This window comes from Virgibacillus necropolis, assembly GCF_002224365.1.
Lineage (GTDB): Bacteria > Bacillota > Bacilli > Bacillales > Amphibacillaceae > Virgibacillus_F > Virgibacillus_F necropolis.
Genome location: NZ_CP022437.1, coordinates 2,417,738 through 2,433,392, shown reverse-complemented (window position 1 = coordinate 2,433,392; position 15,655 = coordinate 2,417,738). Strand labels below are relative to the sequence as shown.

Genomic DNA, 15,655 nt, shown 5'->3' with positions numbered 1-15,655 from the left:
GAAGGTAGTAGAAGAAGAAGGTCAAATTGTACTGGGAGTGTAAATATGCAATTTCGCGAGTTTGGTTTGATGTTATTTGTTGAACATTATGAAGAATGTACTACCTTTTATAGGGATCTCTTACAATTGGAGGTAAGAAATGAAAAAGAAACATTGGTTGCATTTGAACTTCCAAACGGCTATTTAATGGTTGAGCAAGGAGGTGTGGGATCAGAACAAGAAAAATCCAGAAAACAAAATCCTACTGTACTTCGCTTTGACGTTGAATCCCTATCTCCTATTGTTGAAAGGTTAGAAGAACGTGGTGTTCATTTTTCAAAAAAGGGTTTAAAATTTGATTGGGGTACCATTGCAGTTTTTAACGATCCAGATGGTAACCGTATTGAATTAGGGGAAATCAACAGTTCGAGTGGTTCATATACCTAGGTTGAATTTAAAAATACATTCTTAAACAATAGGGCGCGCGCGACAAGTTCCGCTATAAACGCTTTGAAGCGTGAACATGCGGGGAGTTTTAATTAATTCCAACTTTGCAACGGAGGATGGGAATGATGGAACCATGTTTCCTGAAACCATCCCGTCAAAAAATCCTGCATGCGTCAAGGCTGACAGGCTTTGGGGTATGGAGCACAGGTGATTCGGCAGAACGAAGGCTGTAGCCACTTCTTAGTAGAAGGTATGCCGACGAATATGCCGCACGGCTGAAAAACTGGATATGGTGAGAATGTTCTCGCGAAAGGGAACTGACAAACTTCCGAATGTACGGGTCTAAAGATTGAACATAGGGAAACTTATGTGTTATCCAACGATGACGTGAGTGGTGTAAAAATGCGCCCTCTGAAATATGCTATACCGAACAATGGCGGTATCCAGCTCACAGGCTTAAAGGAAGCACCTACGTCTAGTACAGATAGCTACGTTGTAAGGGACTTGGAAAGCAAGGGACGTTGAAACAAGGACTGTCATCCGAAACGGTACTATAAGGCTTTTGCTGAAAAGTATTTATCCTTGTGAGGGTAGGGGTATGACCGAAGAATCTTCTGTAATGGAAGTGGAGGAACAGCCCCAAGTCTAGCGAATGGAACGGTGGTTTTACAAGCGTGCATTGCACCGATCGGGTATGAAAGCGGGAACACGAGATAGAAAGAAGAACTGATTAATCAAATTGGGCAGTTGACTGTCGATATGAATTGGCTCAAAACAACGTTAACAGGTCTCTGAGTGGAAGAGAAAAAAGCATTAATAGACATTGACAGTAAGAAACTAACGGTTAAGCACCAGTGTGAATTATTGAAATTGTATGAGAGAAAAAACTTGAAATATTGTATTTTTGCTATAATATACTGGTGAAATACCCCCTCACTGATGAGCCGCATGATATAAACTTGCCCCAGTGACCCTTGATATCTAGGCTCGTTCCTCGTTTAATAGCCTGATTGACTTATCAAGGGAAGAGAACACTATATTACTAAAAATCCTCTCACTAATTCACTGAATTTTGGAGAGGATTCTTTCTTTCATATTTTGTATATATGTGCATTAACAGTCATCAAACTGCACTAAATAGATAACAATATACAATCTAATTCCTCATGAAAATGAATGTAATAGAAATTACATGGAATTTACACATTCAATAAAATAATCAGATCTTCCCTTAATGAAGCCCGGCCATGACTGCGATAAAGGAATTATTAAGATTAAGAATCATGTCTTGTTGCATATAGGTTATGTGTATAACCGCCATCGTAATATGTTATACTAACTTCTATTAAGAAAGGAGAATGACATTGAGTAAAAAATGGATATTAAGTTTACTTTTAGTTGTTTTCGTATCTTTATTAGCTGCATGCGGCAATCAGGATGAAACAGCTGGAGACAAAGATAATAATAATAAATCCGAATCACAAGAAGAAGGTGCGCAGGATAAAAGTGGCAAAGGTGGACAAGCTGAAATGCCTAAGCCAGACTTAAAAGGTATTCCTGACGTTGTGGCAGAAGTAAATGGAGAAAAAATACCAAAAGATGAATTTGAAACAGTTTACAAAGGACAATTTCAGCAAGCGGCGATGCAATCACAGATGACTGGTAAAAAGGTTGACCAGGATAAACTAAAAAAACAAATTGCAGAAGGCTTAGTTGGCCAGAAACTTCTCATCCAAGAAGTAAATAAGCGTGATTATCAAGCTTCAAAAGAAGAGATTGATAAAACTCTTAAAGATTTAGCAAAACAAAATCAAATTAAATCGACAGACGAGTTCTTGGCAACTTTAAAAAAACAAGGAATGGATGAAAAAGAAGTAATGTCTCAGGTTGAAACGCAAGTAAAAGTAGACAAGCTTATTGCTAGTGAGTCTGGTGATATCGAGCCAACGAAGGAAGAGCTGGAAAAAGCCTACGAGCAGGTGAAAGCCCAGCAAAAGAAAATGGGCGGAGAAGGCAAAGTTCCATCTTTTGATGAGGTAAAACCAGCCCTCAAGGAACAAATTAAAGGTCAAAAAAAAGCGAAAGTATCTCAAAAGCTTGTTAAAAACCTTCGTAAAGATGCAGATGTCACTGTCAACTTATAATTCTTTTAAAAAGCCAGGTCCTGTCCGGACCTGGCTTTTTAATGAAGATAGAACACCAATAGGTTTGAGTTTAAATTAAGAATTTTGTAAAGGAAGAAATACATATATTATACAAATTTACTAGATGAAATAAAAAGAAATTATATTGCTAATCAATTCAATGAAGGTAAGGACGAAATATTCAAGATTGAAGAATGAGTTTAGTCGCATTCGGAGTATGCTTCAGCTTAAGGACTTTAAGCAGGACTATAGCCTGAAGAACGACTTTAGTCGTAGACATTTATGTCAAAATCCACCTGCTTTAGCAGGTGGTTGTTTAGGTAGGTCTTGCTTATACATTTTCAGTAAAATTTATTGACAAGGTCATAGTTCTATGGGATTGAGTTAATCAATTTACATCGATTTAACACCCCTTTTGCGAATTACTACTGTTATCATTTTGTGTACTACTCCTATTCTTGTGTAGTGTTTGACAGACTTTTTATTACACCCACGACAGTACCCACGAAACACCCACAGATATTTGAAAGAATAGAAAAACATTTGAAAAGGTGATTTTTTAAATGTTATTTTCACGCCATTTTTGACAACCTTTGAATGCCTTAAAAAGCAAGGTATAGATTTAGAACGACCGTTCACCCTTGGGAGAGACCTCTTATTAAATTGTTATCTGTAGTGTTTGTTTAGAAAGTGAAAAAATTAAAACATCTAAATAAGAAAACCCTATCGACCATGTACATATTGTACTGGTCGATATTTTTATACTAGTAAATGCATAACTTTATTATTATTCCATGTCAATTCATCAAGGATTTGACTGCTTCATGTAAGCCTGTTCCTCCTCCAATACTGATGTCTATTTAACTAGTTTTTGTATCAGTCTAACTTAAGATATTAACTTGTTATAATATTTTAAGCCAAAAAAACCATGATGTATTTCTACATCATGGTTTTTTTGGTTATTAATGAATATTTCGGTATAAGCCTATTACTTTACCTAAAATAGTCACATTTTGATAGATTAATGCATCCATTGTTGCATTTTCGGGTTGTAGTCGTATGTGATCTTTTTCTTTAAAGAAACGCTTCACTGTAGCCTCATTTTCATCGGTCATCGCAACAACTATTTCGCCGTTTTGTGCGGTGTTTTGTTGCTTTACGATTACCATATCTCCATCTAGTATCCCCGCTTCTATCATGCTCTCACCCTGGATGATCAGGATAAAAACGTTGTCATCCGGAGAAGATGAAGAACTAGGTAACGGAATAAACTCTTCTATGTTTTCTACAGCGGTAATCGGAATTCCTGCTGTTACTTTACCAATAACGGGCGCATATCGAACTGTATCCCTCGGAACGCTACTTTCCAATGATAGATCTAACACCTCAATTGCACGTGGTTTTGTTGGATCCCTTCTAATATAGCCCTTACTTTCTAGTCTTGATAAGTGACCGTGAACGGTTGAACTAGAAGCTAGACCAACTGCTACTGCAATTTCTCTTACGGATGGCGGATAGCCCTTTTTGTTTACTTCATCTTTAATATATTCAAGAATTGCTTCTTGTCTTTTGGATAGTTTTGTCATCTATCTCACACCTCACGCATAGGATTTATTATTGATAGTTTATCATTAGTTTCCAAAAAAAGCAAACGTCCGTTCGAAAATGGTTGACAAGATCATATGTTCGAGTGTATTATTTAAACTAGAAACGAACAAAGGTTCTTATACCTTATAAAGGGAAAGGGTTGGTATTCATGTTTGATAAAATAAATAAAACTGATGCATTTTATCTTATAACTTTTGCATTAACATTAGTGTTTTTGTACTTTTCTTTAATCACAAGTGCATAATTGAATAATAGTGAGTTTTTGAACTTCCTCTAATAAAAAAACTAAAAGCTGGAGCGTATAAATAGTGAACACGATAGTATATTGTCGAGTAAGTACAGATAAAAAAGAACAGGAAACTTCTTTGGTTAGGCAGGAAAAGGAGTTAATACAATTAGCCCAAATGTATGGAATGACCGTGGTAGAAATTATAAAAGAACAGGCTAGCGGTTATGAAATAGAACGGGATGGCGTTTTTGAAATGCTTGAACATTTCACTAATCAGAAGGCGGAATGTTTACTCATACAAGATGAAACACGTTTAGGGCGAGGTAATACCAAGATTGCACTATTCCATCAACTAAATAAACTTCATGTATCTATCTATACTGCAATTCATAATGGTGCATTGGAATTATCAGAATCGGACTCTATGGTATTACAAATTGTGGGTATAGTAGAGGAATATCAACGAAAAATCCATAACATTAAAATTAAAAGAGGTATGAATAAAGCGATTAACGAGGGTTACAACCCTGAAAGAAATTTATCGAACCGTAATCAGGCTTCAGGAAGAAAAAGAATGGATTTTCCTATCGAAGAGGTAATCAGGTTACGTGAAAACAAATTAACATTTGAAGAAATTGCAAGAACTTTAAATGGGCTAGGATTTAATGTATCAAAAGCAACCGTACATCGGAGGTTTAAAGAATACCATAATACTTGAATTAATAGCGATAGAGCGATACTATAAAAAAGCAGGGACTACTATAAAGTTCGTGCTTTTTTCACTTGGAGTATAAAAATTTAAACGACTAGAGTATAAGATAAACTTCGGCATTCGCTATTAAATACGAAGCGAATGCCATTCTACTATGTTAGGAGGTAGTAACATGATTTCTAAAGAAAAATTAGAACGTATTAATATACTGGCGAAAAAGGCTAAAAGTGAGGGATTGACTGAAGAAGAAAAGAAAGAACAAAAAAACTTGCGGACGGAATACCTTGGTAACGTTCGCTCATCTTTTAAAAATCAATTTAAAACGATGACAGTTAAGGACCCAGAGGGAAATGATGTAACTCCGCAAAAAGTAAAAGATCTACAAAAGAAAAATAAAAATAACTAGTTTTGGTAGTAGTGGATAAAATGACACTTGTTACAACTTGGTTTTCATTATAGAATTGAATAGGATTAAAACAAGTTTCGACAAGGAAGGAGACTTTTCATGACAAATAACGTAGAACAATTATCAATAAACACCATTCGTACACTAGCAATCGACGCTATCGAAAATGCTAACTCTGGTCATCCAGGTTTACCAATGGGGGCTGCTCCAATGGCATACACACTGTGGACAGACTTTATGAACCAAAACCCTAAAAACTCAAAATGGTTTAACCGTGATCGGTTTGTATTATCAGCAGGACATGGATCTATGCTGTTATATGGTTTACTTCACTTAGCAGGGTATGATGTAACGATCGATGATCTAAAAGACTTCAGACAATGGGATTCAAAAACACCAGGTCACCCTGAGGTTCATCATACAGATGGGGTTGAGGCAACAACTGGACCACTGGGACAAGGTATTGCTATGTCAGTTGGTATGGCAATGGCAGAAGCGCATCTTGCAGCTACTTTTAACAAAGAAGATTTATCCATTATTGATCATCATACGTACGCGCTCATTAGTGACGGTGATCTAATGGAAGGAATTTCCCATGAAACAGCTTCACTCGCTGGTCATCTTGGGTTAGGTAAGTTAATCGCTTTATATGACTCAAATGACATTTCATTAGATGGTGATTTGGATCGTTCATTTTCTGATAATACTGAACAGCGTTTTAACGCATACGGCTGGCAGGTCATTCGTGTCGAGGACGGAAATGATGTGAATGCACTTCGTAATGCGATTAAAGAAGCAAAAGAAAATACGAAGCAACCAACATTGATAGAAGTTAAAACCGTAATTGGTTTTGGTTCTCCTAACAAATCTGCTTCTTCTGCGTCACACGGAGCGCCACTCGGACTCGATGAGGTTAAACTTACGAAAGAAGCATACCAATGGCCACACGATGATTTTCATGTCCCTGAAGAAGTTTATGCTGACTTTAACGAAAAGATCGGTAAAAATGGGGAAGATGTGGAAGATAATTGGAATCAATTGTTTGATAATTATAAAGAAAAATATCCTGAAGACGCTAAAAAACTAGAACAAGCAATTAATGGCGATCTACCACTTGATTGGGACAAGGAATTGCCTATTTATGAACCTGAAAAAGATAACTTAGCAACTCGTGCATCATCTGGTGAAGTACTTAATGCTATATCAAGCAAGCTTCCAAATTTTTTTGGTGGTAGCGCTGATTTAGCAGGTTCTAATAAAACTAGTGTAAATGAACAGACTGACTTCTCACGTGAAAATTATGCTGGGAAAAATATTTGGTTTGGTGTTCGCGAATTTGCAATGGCAGCTGCACTTAATGGTATGGCACTTCATGGAGGACTTAAAGTATACGCAGGTACATTCTTTGTATTCAGTGACTATTTACGCCCAGCTGTACGTTTATCAGCTATCATGAATATTCCAGTAACCTATGTGTTTACACATGATTCGATTGCAGTAGGAGAAGACGGCCCAACACATGAACCGATCGAACACCTACCAGCATTCCGTGCAATGCCTGGACTATCACTTATTCGTCCAGCTGATGGTAATGAAACACAAGCAGCATGGCGTTTGGCAGTAGAATCAACAGACAGACCTACTGCATTGGTGTTAACTAGACAGGGATTACCGACACTTGAAGGTACAAAAGAACATGCATACGAAGGCGTTAAAAAAGGTGCTTACGTGGTAAGTAAAGGGGAGAAAGAAACTCCAGATGCATTGTTACTTGCAACAGGATCTGAGGTTCAACTAGCAGTCAAGGCACAAAAACAGCTACAAGAAAAAAATATTCACGTAAACGTGGTAAGCATGCCTTCATGGGATCGTTTTAACGAGCAGGATATTGCTTATCAAAATGAGGTGATTCCACCGCACGTGAAAAGCCGTCTTGGAATTGAAATGGCATCACCATTTGGCTGGGAGCGTTATGTAGGGGATCAAGGCGCAGTCCTTGGAATTGACACATTTGGAGCATCAGCAAAAGGTGAAAAAGTTATGGAAGAATACGGATTTACCGTTGATAATGTTGTGAAACATGTAGAAAAACTAATTAAATAGAAATAATAGAGGTCTCAACAATACAAATGTTGAGACCTTTTGTTTTTTCGACAAAACTAGTGGTGATATGCAACTCATTTTGACATTATTTTAAAATAGAATACGTATAATAAAAACAAAAGGAGTGATATTGTTGAATACGTATTCTATTTATTCGATAAAAAGTGAATTTGCCGAGCGCTATTATTATAGAAGTGATATACTCTATCGTTTTTTTAAACAATACCACGAAAACAGTAAAAATAAGGTGATAGAAGATCAATTTAAAGAAATTACCTCTTTTTTTTCTACAAAAGAGTTGAATACTAAAATTAAAACATTGTATAATAACAAGGCTATAGTGAAAGATGGTAATAATTCAATAGAAATAGAACAAGATAAATACTACATCTCTTTACATATTAGTGAAAAACAGATAGAATTTCGTTGTGATATGCTTCAAGATGCAGAAATGTTGTTATTTCCTATTCTACAATTATTCCATCCATCCTTATTTGTATTGGATAATAATTTAAATAACTATGGTTGGATTTCTCCAGTAATAAAGTTAAAGGATCATTTGAATGAGCAAGTATTGTATTCTACCCTTTGATTTACTATACTGTATGAGAGACAACATGAAGGGGGAAGGCTTGAAATGGGCACGATTTGGGTCGTATTAATTGCTATATTGGCTCTTATTGTTGGAGTTGCTCTTGGTTTTTTCATTGCAAGAAAATATATGATGAATTACTTAAAGAAAAACCCACCAATTAATGAACAAATGCTACGAACGATGATGATGCAAATGGGTCAAAAACCGTCACAAAAGAAAATTAATCAAATGATGCGTTCAATGAACAATCAGCAGAGTAAGTAATAAGTTCTAACATGTTAATGCATGGCATTGCATCATACCCCTTAATACTTGGAAGTATTAAGGGGTATTTAAAATAGTTGTTATATTGTCAAATTCCGCATCATAAAATCTATTCAAATTCTGTTAAACTTTATGAAGTGAATGGTTTTTAGGAGGATTAATATGTCAGAAATAAATATATTTATTGCATTTGCTGCAGGATTTTTATCATTTATTTCACCATGTGTCTTGCCATTATATCCCGCGTTTCTATCGTATATAACAGGTATGAGTGTGAATGAAGTAAAAGAAGATAATATCATGTTAAAACGCAAAAGCTTGTTACACACTATATTTTTCTTAATTGGTTTTTCCTGTATATTTATTGCGATGGGCTTTTCCACTACATACATATCTGAGTTTTTATTTACGTACAAAGATATTATTCGTCAAATAGGCGCGATCTTAATTGTATTTTTCGGGTTAGTGATAGTAGGAATACTTAATTTCAAATTTTTAATGAAAGACAAAAAAATCACCTTTAAAAATCGACCAACAGGGTTTATTGGTTCATTTATCATTGGGATTGCTTTTTCAATGGGTTGGACACCATGTATGGGGCCAATTTTAGCAATTGTATTGTCACTAGCCGCAACGAATCCTGATCTTGGAATGATCATGATGATCAGCTATGTACTTGGTTTTTCACTACCATTTTTAATCCTTTCATTTTTCATAGGAAAGTTATCTTGGATTAAACGGCATAGTGAAATATTCATGAAAATCGGTGGATATATTATGATTATGATGGGAATTGCCCTGTTTTTTGATTGGATGACAAAGCTTACATCCTTTTTAAATGGATTTTTTGGATTCTCTGGGTTTTAATAGATTTATCACACCATTTGTATTAGTATATAAAGTGAAACTTCATTAAGTGGAGTTAAACCAACCTTAGCTTAAACGGGTAGTTATCCCCACCTAAAATTTTCTGTTTGACTTCAATTTTCAAGGTGGGGGTTTTACTGCCGTCGAACTGCGATAAACTAAAGGAGCAATCGTGATGTATAAACCGAATGATCTCATACTTCGAACAACGACAACCCTTATAGCTTTTATTCTTTTTGGATTTGCAATTTATCTTTTGTTAGCTGGCCATAATGCACCTGGTGGGGGCTTTGTGGGTGGGCTAGTTACTTCTGGAGCAATTTTGTTAATGTATATGTCTTACGGAATAGAAGCAGTAGATAAGGTGCTGCCAATCAATTATCGTTCATTAATTCCAGTCGGATTACTAATTGCTTTATTTACAGGAATAGGATCGTTTATTTTTCAAGTTCCATTTTTATCACAAACATATGGTTACTTCCATGTTCCTGTTTTTGGGGAAATAGAACTAGCGACCGCTATGATATTTGATTTAGGAGTCTTTCTAACCGTCCTAGGTGTTACTGTGACAATCATCTTATCTATTGCAAATGATCAATAACTATTATTAGGGGCTGTTCAAAAAGTCACTACGAACTTCTTGTTTCTAATTCGAGGCTATTAAATTGGCGCAAGTGATTTTATTATCAAGCCATTTGATGAAGTCCGTGTGATTGACACAATTGAACGAGTTTTACATAAGAATAAATCAATAATTACATAAACAGTTGAAGATAGTGAAAGAGATGATTATTCATGTTTTGGATTATTTTAAGTACAATTGGTGCTGCTTGTATGGCGACATTAATGGTTTTCATGCGTTTAAGGTCTGCCAAAAAACCAGCATCTGTTAAGAAAATTATTTTGCCACCGTTATTTATGAGTACTGGAGCGTTTATGTTTATCTTTCCGGTATTTCGTATTGAATGGAGTCAAGTTATAGAAGCGCTAGTTGTTGGTGTTATGTTTTCTATTGTCTTAATAATTGGCTCGAAATTTGAAATTAAGCAAAATGACATATACTTAATACCATCCAAATCTTTTATTTTTATTTTGTTTGGATTGCTAACACTACGGATCATCTTAAAATTAGCATTTAGCGGAACCATTTCACTTTATGAAACAAGTGGTATGTTCTTTCTGTTAGCATTTGGAATGATTATTTCTTGGCGAATTGCTATGCTAATTAAATATAAAAAATTAGAAAAACAACTAAAGTATTCTGATGCACATTAAAACGAGCTACTATAAAAAATATAGGAAGCTCGTTTTTTCTGTCTTTTCATTCAAAATATACTTCATAGGGTGTGACATCAATCTCTTTCTCGGCAAGTTTTTTTCGTAAAAATTTATGGTCTCGCTTCGGTGTTGCAACGATATAACCTTCAATTAAAACATCTTCCGTAATTTTCTTTCTTCGCTTCTGCAATGCAACTTCACCGATCTTGCTTGCTATTTTATGCCTTGCTATATCACGAAATAATTCTGGAACTGGTGATACCAATTCTTCTAATAGGTCCTTTTCTTTCTTTCCCCACATATGTCGAGTTTTTTCCATGTAATATTCTTCCCAGTCCATATTTGACTTTCCATCTTCCTTTGGCAATTTTTTTAAAAATTTCCGGAACATAAAAAAACCACCGATTCCCATAAGTCCAATTAATAAAAATCCCCATAGTATAATTAAATATTCGACAAGCACTGACATCTGACCACCTATTTCTGATTTTTCTCTTTGTAAACCAACAAAAGATTTATTTTTTATGGTAAGTATAGTAATATTACTAATAATTACTAATATTTTATCAGCAATTATATTATTTTACATCATTTCATATAGTTTCATTATAAAAGTACATAGTGTTTCTTACAAGTGACATATTTTAAACTATAAAGTCATATAAGTAATTATATACAATTTTTATGTTGGAATCTGTAACTAGGGGTGAAGCGATGAAATCCAATTCTTCTATAGAGCATACGGATAAGAACGAGAGAAAGAATTCATGCTCTGATAAGACGAAGATAAAAAAAGAAATCTATTCAGAAATGTACGAACTACCGCCATATATTATTAACTGGATTGAAAACAATAGCAATGAATTAATCTCAATTTGGGACAAAAGCGGAAAAGTTAAGTTTATATCTAAATCTGTTATACGGATTTTGGGGTATACAATCGAAGAGTTAGATGAAATTTCATGGTATGATTTACTATCTCCTGAAGATGTATCCCAAATAATGAGTTATTATGCAGATACTGAAAAGGATCATAATAATCATAAGTTCAATATAAACATTCGCAATAAACATGGAAAATATATTTGGACGGAATGTGCCATTTCTATGGTTGGGGATGAGGAAGACGATGGTTACTTTTATGTCTCTATGCTTAAAGATATTTCAGATAAAAAAGAGACTGAGGAAATGATGATACGGTCAGAAAAAATGTCTGTTGCTGGACAGTTAGCTGCGGGGATTGCACATGAAATTCGAAATCCCCTAACGTCATTAAAAGGATTTATGCAGTTATTGCAAGCTGGTGTTAATCGAAAAGAGGAATACTATAAAATAATGATTGATGAAATTGAAAAAATGGAAACTATTACGTCGGAACTTCTTTTTATTTCAAAGCCTTTAACAAATAATAAAAAAGAAGAAATTGTAGAAGTAATGGTTCATGAGATTGTGGCCTTATTGCTACCACAAGCTCGCTTGAAAAATGTAGACATCAAATGGAAAAGACAAGACAATCACTGTGTTTATTGTGACCGTTCGCAAATCAAGCAAGTTTTAATTAATATTGTGAAGAATGCAATAGAGGCAATGGATGAAAAAGGGACGATTCAAATACTAATTTCTGCAACAGATGTAAAACTTGAAATAGCAATCATAGACGATGGCCCAGGGATTCCTGAAGAAATAATTCATAAATTGGGCGAACCATTTTTCACTACAAAAAAGAGTGGGACAGGCCTTGGACTAATGATAACAAATCAAATCTTGGAAAAACATGATGGAAAATTAGAGATAGAACAAAATACAAACAGAGGCAGTACATTTAAAATAATTCTTCCTTTGCCCAATGAATGAATGAAAATGTATCATCATTGGGTATAATTTACATAATCATTATTACAGACAATGTATAACTATTAATTATCACTTTAAATAATATTTTAATATACTAGAAAAGGCATATAACATTTGTTTTATATGCTTTTTTCATTTAAGATAAATAGGTGAGACTAATAGTTTTGTCCTAGATTTGCCTGTGCAACAATATAAGTCTTCGACAAAAAGAGAACGAGAGGGGTATTACATAATGACACAAAACGATGCGTTTCAAGCAAAAAAACAATTTGAGCTTAATGGTAAGACGTATAATTATTACCAATTAAAAGCATTAGAAGAAGCTGGGATTGGAAACGTTGCCAGACTACCATTTTCAATCCGTGTTTTACTAGAATCCATTGTCCGTCAACATGATGGTCATGTAATTAAAGATGAGCATGTAGAGGGTCTTACCAAGTGGGGAACGGAAGAAGGCGAAGGGGTAGATGTACCTTTTAAACCTTCACGAGTAATTTTACAAGATTTCACTGGTGTACCTGCCGTTGTAGATCTTGCTTCATTGCGTAAAGCTATGGTAGACATGGGCGGTTCTCCTGATAAAATCAATCCAGAAGTTCCTGTAGATCTAGTTATTGACCACTCCGTACAAGTAGATCAATATGGTACACCAGGTGCGTTACAAGCTAACATGGAGTTAGAATTTGAACGTAATGGTGAACGGTACGAATTTTTAAATTGGGCGCAAAAAGCATTTGATAATTACCGTGCAGTTCCACCAGCAACTGGAATTGTTCACCAAGTAAACCTTGAGTATATTGCAAATGTAGTTCATGAATTAGAAAACGCGGATGGAACCTATAATGCATTTCCTGATACATTATTTGGAACTGACTCACACACCACTATGATTAATGGGCTAGGCGTCCTTGGGTGGGGTGTAGGTGGAATTGAAGCAGAAGCTGGAATGTTAGGTCAGGCTTCTATTTTACCAGTTCCAGAAGTGATTGGTGTTAAATTTACAGGAAGCTTCCCAAATGGTACCACCGCTACTGATTTAGCATTAAAGGTAACCCAAGTTTTACGAGAGAAAGCAGTAGTTGGCAAATTTGTAGAATACTTTGGACCTGGTCTTAAGGATATGCCACTTGCTGACCGTGCTACTATTTCCAACATGGCTCCTGAGTATGGTGCTACATGTGGGTTTTTCCCTGTAGACGAAGAGTCTCTTAACTATTTGCGCTTGACTGGACGTAAGGAAGAACATATTGACTTAGTTGAAAAATACTGTAAGGAAAACAGTCTATGGTATTCATCAGATCAAGCAGATCCTGACTATACAGAACTAGTAGAAATTAACTTGTCTGAACTTGAACCGAACTTATCTGGTCCAAAGCGCCCACAAGATTTAATTGCACTTTCAGACATGAAAAATGAATTTAATAAAGCTATTACCGCTCCAGCTGGAAACCAAGGATTTGGCTTGAAAAAAGCAGAATTTGAAAAACAAGCAACAATAAATCATCCTGATGGATCAACATCAACTATGAAGACTGGTGCACTTGCAATTGCTGCTATTACTTCTTGTACAAACACATCTAACCCATATGTTATGTTAGGCGCAGGTTTAGTTGCGAAGAAGGCTGTGGAGAAGGGACTTACTGTTCCTGCTTACGTCAAGACGTCTCTAGCACCAGGATCAAAAGTAGTGACACGCTACTTAGATGATTCCGGATTAACACCATACCTCGATCAATTAGGATTTAACTTAGTTGGTTATGGTTGTACAACTTGTATCGGTAACTCTGGTCCGCTTAAAGAAGAAATTGAAAAAGCTATTGCAACTAATGACCTAACCGTTTCTTCCGTGTTATCAGGTAACCGAAACTTTGAAGGAAGAATTCATCCGCTTGTAAAAGCTAACTATCTTGCATCACCACCACTTGTAGTTGCGTATGCATTAGCTGGGACAGTTGATATTGATCTAGTAACTGAACCGCTAGGTAAAGATAAAGATGGTAATGAGATTTTCATGAAAGATATTTGGCCTACAATGGAAGAAATTAAAGAACAAGTAGAACAAACTGTTAAACCGGAAATCTTCCGTAAAGAATATGAAAATGTTTTTGATTCAAATGAAAAATGGAATGAAATTGATACAACAGATGAACCATTGTACAAATGGAATAATGATTCAACTTATATTCAAAATCCTCCATTTTTTGAAGGATTATCAAAGGAAGCAGATAAAGTTAAACCATTGAACAAGCTTCGTGCTATTGGCTTATTCGGGGATTCAGTCACAACTGACCATATTTCTCCTGCAGGTGCAATTGCAAAAGACATGCCAGCTGGTAAATATTTACAGGATAAAGATGTCTCACCACGTAATTTTAACTCTTATGGATCACGCCGTGGTAATCATGAAGTAATGATGCGTGGTACATTCGCTAATATCCGAATCCGTAACCTGCTTGCACCTGGAACAGAAGGAGGATATACAACTTTCTGGCCTACTGAAGAAGTTATGCCTATCTATGATGCTGCGATGAAGTATCAAGAAGCTGGTACTGGCTTACTTGTAATGGGTGGCAAGGATTACGGAATGGGAAGTTCCCGCGACTGGGCTGCCAAAGGTACTAACCTGCTTGGAATTAAAACTGTAATCGTTGAGAGCTATGAGCGAATTCATCGTTCAAACCTCGTAATGATGGGTGTATTACCATTACAATTCCAAAAAGGTGAAAGTGCTGATAAATTAGGTTTAACTGGTAAAGAATCATTTAATGTAGAGATCGACGAATCTGTTAAACCACATGATTTGGTAAAAGTCATCGCTGTTGATGAAAAAGGTAAAACTACTGAATTCGAAGCCATCGCACGCTTTGATAGTGATGTAGAAGTTGATTACTATCGCCACGGTGGGATTTTACAAATGGTGCTACGCGATAAAATGCAAGCATAAAATAGAAATAGAGTAATTAAAAAACTTCTACACCAATATAATGGTGTAGAAGTTTTTTAGTGAACATTGGATGAATTTCTTTGCGATTTACTTTACATTTAGTTTATTCAGCCCTACTATTAGTGTTGAACAAAAAGGCGAAGGTGCAGTCCCCTTCAAAATACGTAGTATTTAGTGGGGGTTAACCTTCGCGGTCTTGTTCTTTACAAAATTCCATCTTATTTG

Annotated in this window: 14 protein-coding genes; 12 read left to right on the top strand and 2 right to left on the bottom strand. The window is 35.5% G+C overall.

Annotated elements, in window-relative coordinates:
- The first annotated feature begins 45 nt into the window (after positions 1 to 45).
- Together CFK40_RS11700 and CFK40_RS11695 are read left to right on the top strand one after the other, a co-directional pair.
- On the top strand, positions 46 to 426 hold the full coding sequence (locus CFK40_RS11700) for a VOC family protein (RefSeq protein ID WP_089532476.1): 381 nt from the start codon (positions 46 to 48) through the stop codon (positions 424 to 426).
- A gap of 1,358 nt (positions 427 to 1,784) precedes the next feature.
- Positions 1,785 to 2,570, top strand: a complete 786-nt coding sequence (locus CFK40_RS11695; protein ID WP_089532475.1) for a SurA N-terminal domain-containing protein — start codon at positions 1,785 to 1,787, stop codon at positions 2,568 to 2,570.
- A gap of 962 nt (positions 2,571 to 3,532) precedes the next feature.
- Here the strand turns inward: CFK40_RS11695 and lexA are convergent.
- On the bottom strand, positions 3,533 to 4,156 hold the full coding sequence (gene lexA, locus CFK40_RS11690) for a transcriptional repressor LexA (protein ID WP_089532474.1): 624 nt from the start codon (positions 4,154 to 4,156) through the stop codon (positions 3,533 to 3,535).
- Between the two features lie 330 nt (positions 4,157 to 4,486).
- On the opposite strand from lexA, the gene CFK40_RS11685 reads away from it, so the two are divergent.
- The 8 genes from CFK40_RS11685 (at position 4,487) to CFK40_RS11650 (ending at position 10,629) form a co-directional block, all read left to right on the top strand.
- A complete protein-coding gene (locus CFK40_RS11685; RefSeq protein ID WP_089532473.1) occupies positions 4,487 to 5,125 on the top strand; it encodes a YneB family resolvase-like protein in 639 nt (212 codons plus the stop codon).
- A gap of 166 nt (positions 5,126 to 5,291) precedes the next feature.
- On the top strand, positions 5,292 to 5,525 hold the full coding sequence (locus CFK40_RS11680) for a DUF896 domain-containing protein (RefSeq protein WP_089532472.1): 234 nt from the start codon (positions 5,292 to 5,294) through the stop codon (positions 5,523 to 5,525).
- A 99-nt stretch (positions 5,526 to 5,624) separates the two neighbouring features.
- Entirely contained in the window at positions 5,625 to 7,628 is a 2,004-nt protein-coding gene (tkt, locus tag CFK40_RS11675) for a transketolase (protein WP_089532471.1), read from the top strand.
- A 133-nt stretch (positions 7,629 to 7,761) separates the two neighbouring features.
- The gene (gene sirA / locus CFK40_RS11670) at positions 7,762 to 8,220 is read left to right on the top strand and encodes a sporulation inhibitor of replication protein SirA (protein ID WP_161493861.1); all 459 of its coding nucleotides are present in this window, start codon (positions 7,762 to 7,764) and stop codon (positions 8,218 to 8,220) included.
- A 45-nt stretch (positions 8,221 to 8,265) separates the two neighbouring features.
- Positions 8,266 to 8,487: a YneF family protein gene (locus CFK40_RS11665; RefSeq protein WP_089532469.1), complete on the top strand. Its 222-nt coding sequence runs from the start codon at positions 8,266 to 8,268 to the stop codon at positions 8,485 to 8,487.
- Between the two features lie 162 nt (positions 8,488 to 8,649).
- Positions 8,650 to 9,354: a cytochrome c biogenesis CcdA family protein gene (locus tag CFK40_RS11660; protein ID WP_089532468.1), complete on the top strand. Its 705-nt coding sequence runs from the start codon at positions 8,650 to 8,652 to the stop codon at positions 9,352 to 9,354.
- 175 nt (positions 9,355 to 9,529) lie between these two features.
- The gene (locus tag CFK40_RS11655; protein WP_089532467.1) at positions 9,530 to 9,955 is read left to right on the top strand and encodes a Na(+)/H(+) antiporter subunit B; all 426 of its coding nucleotides are present in this window, start codon (positions 9,530 to 9,532) and stop codon (positions 9,953 to 9,955) included.
- A 194-nt stretch (positions 9,956 to 10,149) separates the two neighbouring features.
- On the top strand, positions 10,150 to 10,629 hold the full coding sequence (locus CFK40_RS11650) for a CcdC family protein (RefSeq protein WP_089532466.1): 480 nt from the start codon (positions 10,150 to 10,152) through the stop codon (positions 10,627 to 10,629).
- 46 nt (positions 10,630 to 10,675) lie between these two features.
- Here the strand turns inward: CFK40_RS11650 and CFK40_RS11645 are convergent, their stop codons facing one another.
- Complete coding sequence (locus tag CFK40_RS11645; protein WP_089532465.1) at positions 10,676 to 11,101, bottom strand: DUF2621 family protein; 426 nt, start codon at positions 11,099 to 11,101, stop codon at positions 10,676 to 10,678.
- Positions 11,102 to 11,346: 245 nt separating this feature from the next.
- On the opposite strand from CFK40_RS11645, the gene CFK40_RS11640 reads away from it, so the two are divergent.
- Positions 11,347 to 12,486 (top strand): ATP-binding protein, encoded by a 1,140-nt coding sequence (locus CFK40_RS11640; RefSeq protein WP_168927230.1) that lies wholly within the window; start codon positions 11,347 to 11,349, stop codon positions 12,484 to 12,486.
- A gap of 232 nt (positions 12,487 to 12,718) precedes the next feature.
- Complete coding sequence (acnA, locus tag CFK40_RS11635) at positions 12,719 to 15,430, top strand: aconitate hydratase AcnA (protein WP_089532464.1); 2,712 nt, start codon at positions 12,719 to 12,721, stop codon at positions 15,428 to 15,430.
- Positions 15,431 to 15,655 lie beyond the last annotated feature (225 nt).

Bases quoted from the DNA above. Each gene is read 5' to 3' on its own strand.
- CFK40_RS11700 (WP_089532476.1), top strand. From the start codon at position 46: ATGCAATTTCGCGAGTTTGGTTTGATGTTATTTGTTGAACATTATGAA.
- CFK40_RS11695 (WP_089532475.1), top strand. From the start codon at position 1,785: ATGACATTGAGTAAAAAATGGATATTAAGTTTACTTTTAGTTGTTTTC.
- lexA (WP_089532474.1), bottom strand. From the start codon at position 4,156: ATGACAAAACTATCCAAAAGACAAGAAGCAATTCTTGAATATATTAAA.
- CFK40_RS11680 (WP_089532472.1), top strand. From the start codon at position 5,292: ATGATTTCTAAAGAAAAATTAGAACGTATTAATATACTGGCGAAAAAG.
- tkt (WP_089532471.1), top strand. From the start codon at position 5,625: ATGACAAATAACGTAGAACAATTATCAATAAACACCATTCGTACACTA.
- CFK40_RS11665 (WP_089532469.1), top strand. From the start codon at position 8,266: ATGGGCACGATTTGGGTCGTATTAATTGCTATATTGGCTCTTATTGTT.
- CFK40_RS11660 (WP_089532468.1), top strand. From the start codon at position 8,650: ATGTCAGAAATAAATATATTTATTGCATTTGCTGCAGGATTTTTATCA.
- CFK40_RS11655 (WP_089532467.1), top strand. From the start codon at position 9,530: ATGTATAAACCGAATGATCTCATACTTCGAACAACGACAACCCTTATA.
- CFK40_RS11650 (WP_089532466.1), top strand. From the start codon at position 10,150: ATGTTTTGGATTATTTTAAGTACAATTGGTGCTGCTTGTATGGCGACA.
- CFK40_RS11645 (WP_089532465.1), bottom strand. From the start codon at position 11,101: ATGTCAGTGCTTGTCGAATATTTAATTATACTATGGGGATTTTTATTA.
- CFK40_RS11640 (WP_168927230.1), top strand. From the start codon at position 11,347: ATGAAATCCAATTCTTCTATAGAGCATACGGATAAGAACGAGAGAAAG.
- acnA (WP_089532464.1), top strand. From the start codon at position 12,719: ATGACACAAAACGATGCGTTTCAAGCAAAAAAACAATTTGAGCTTAAT.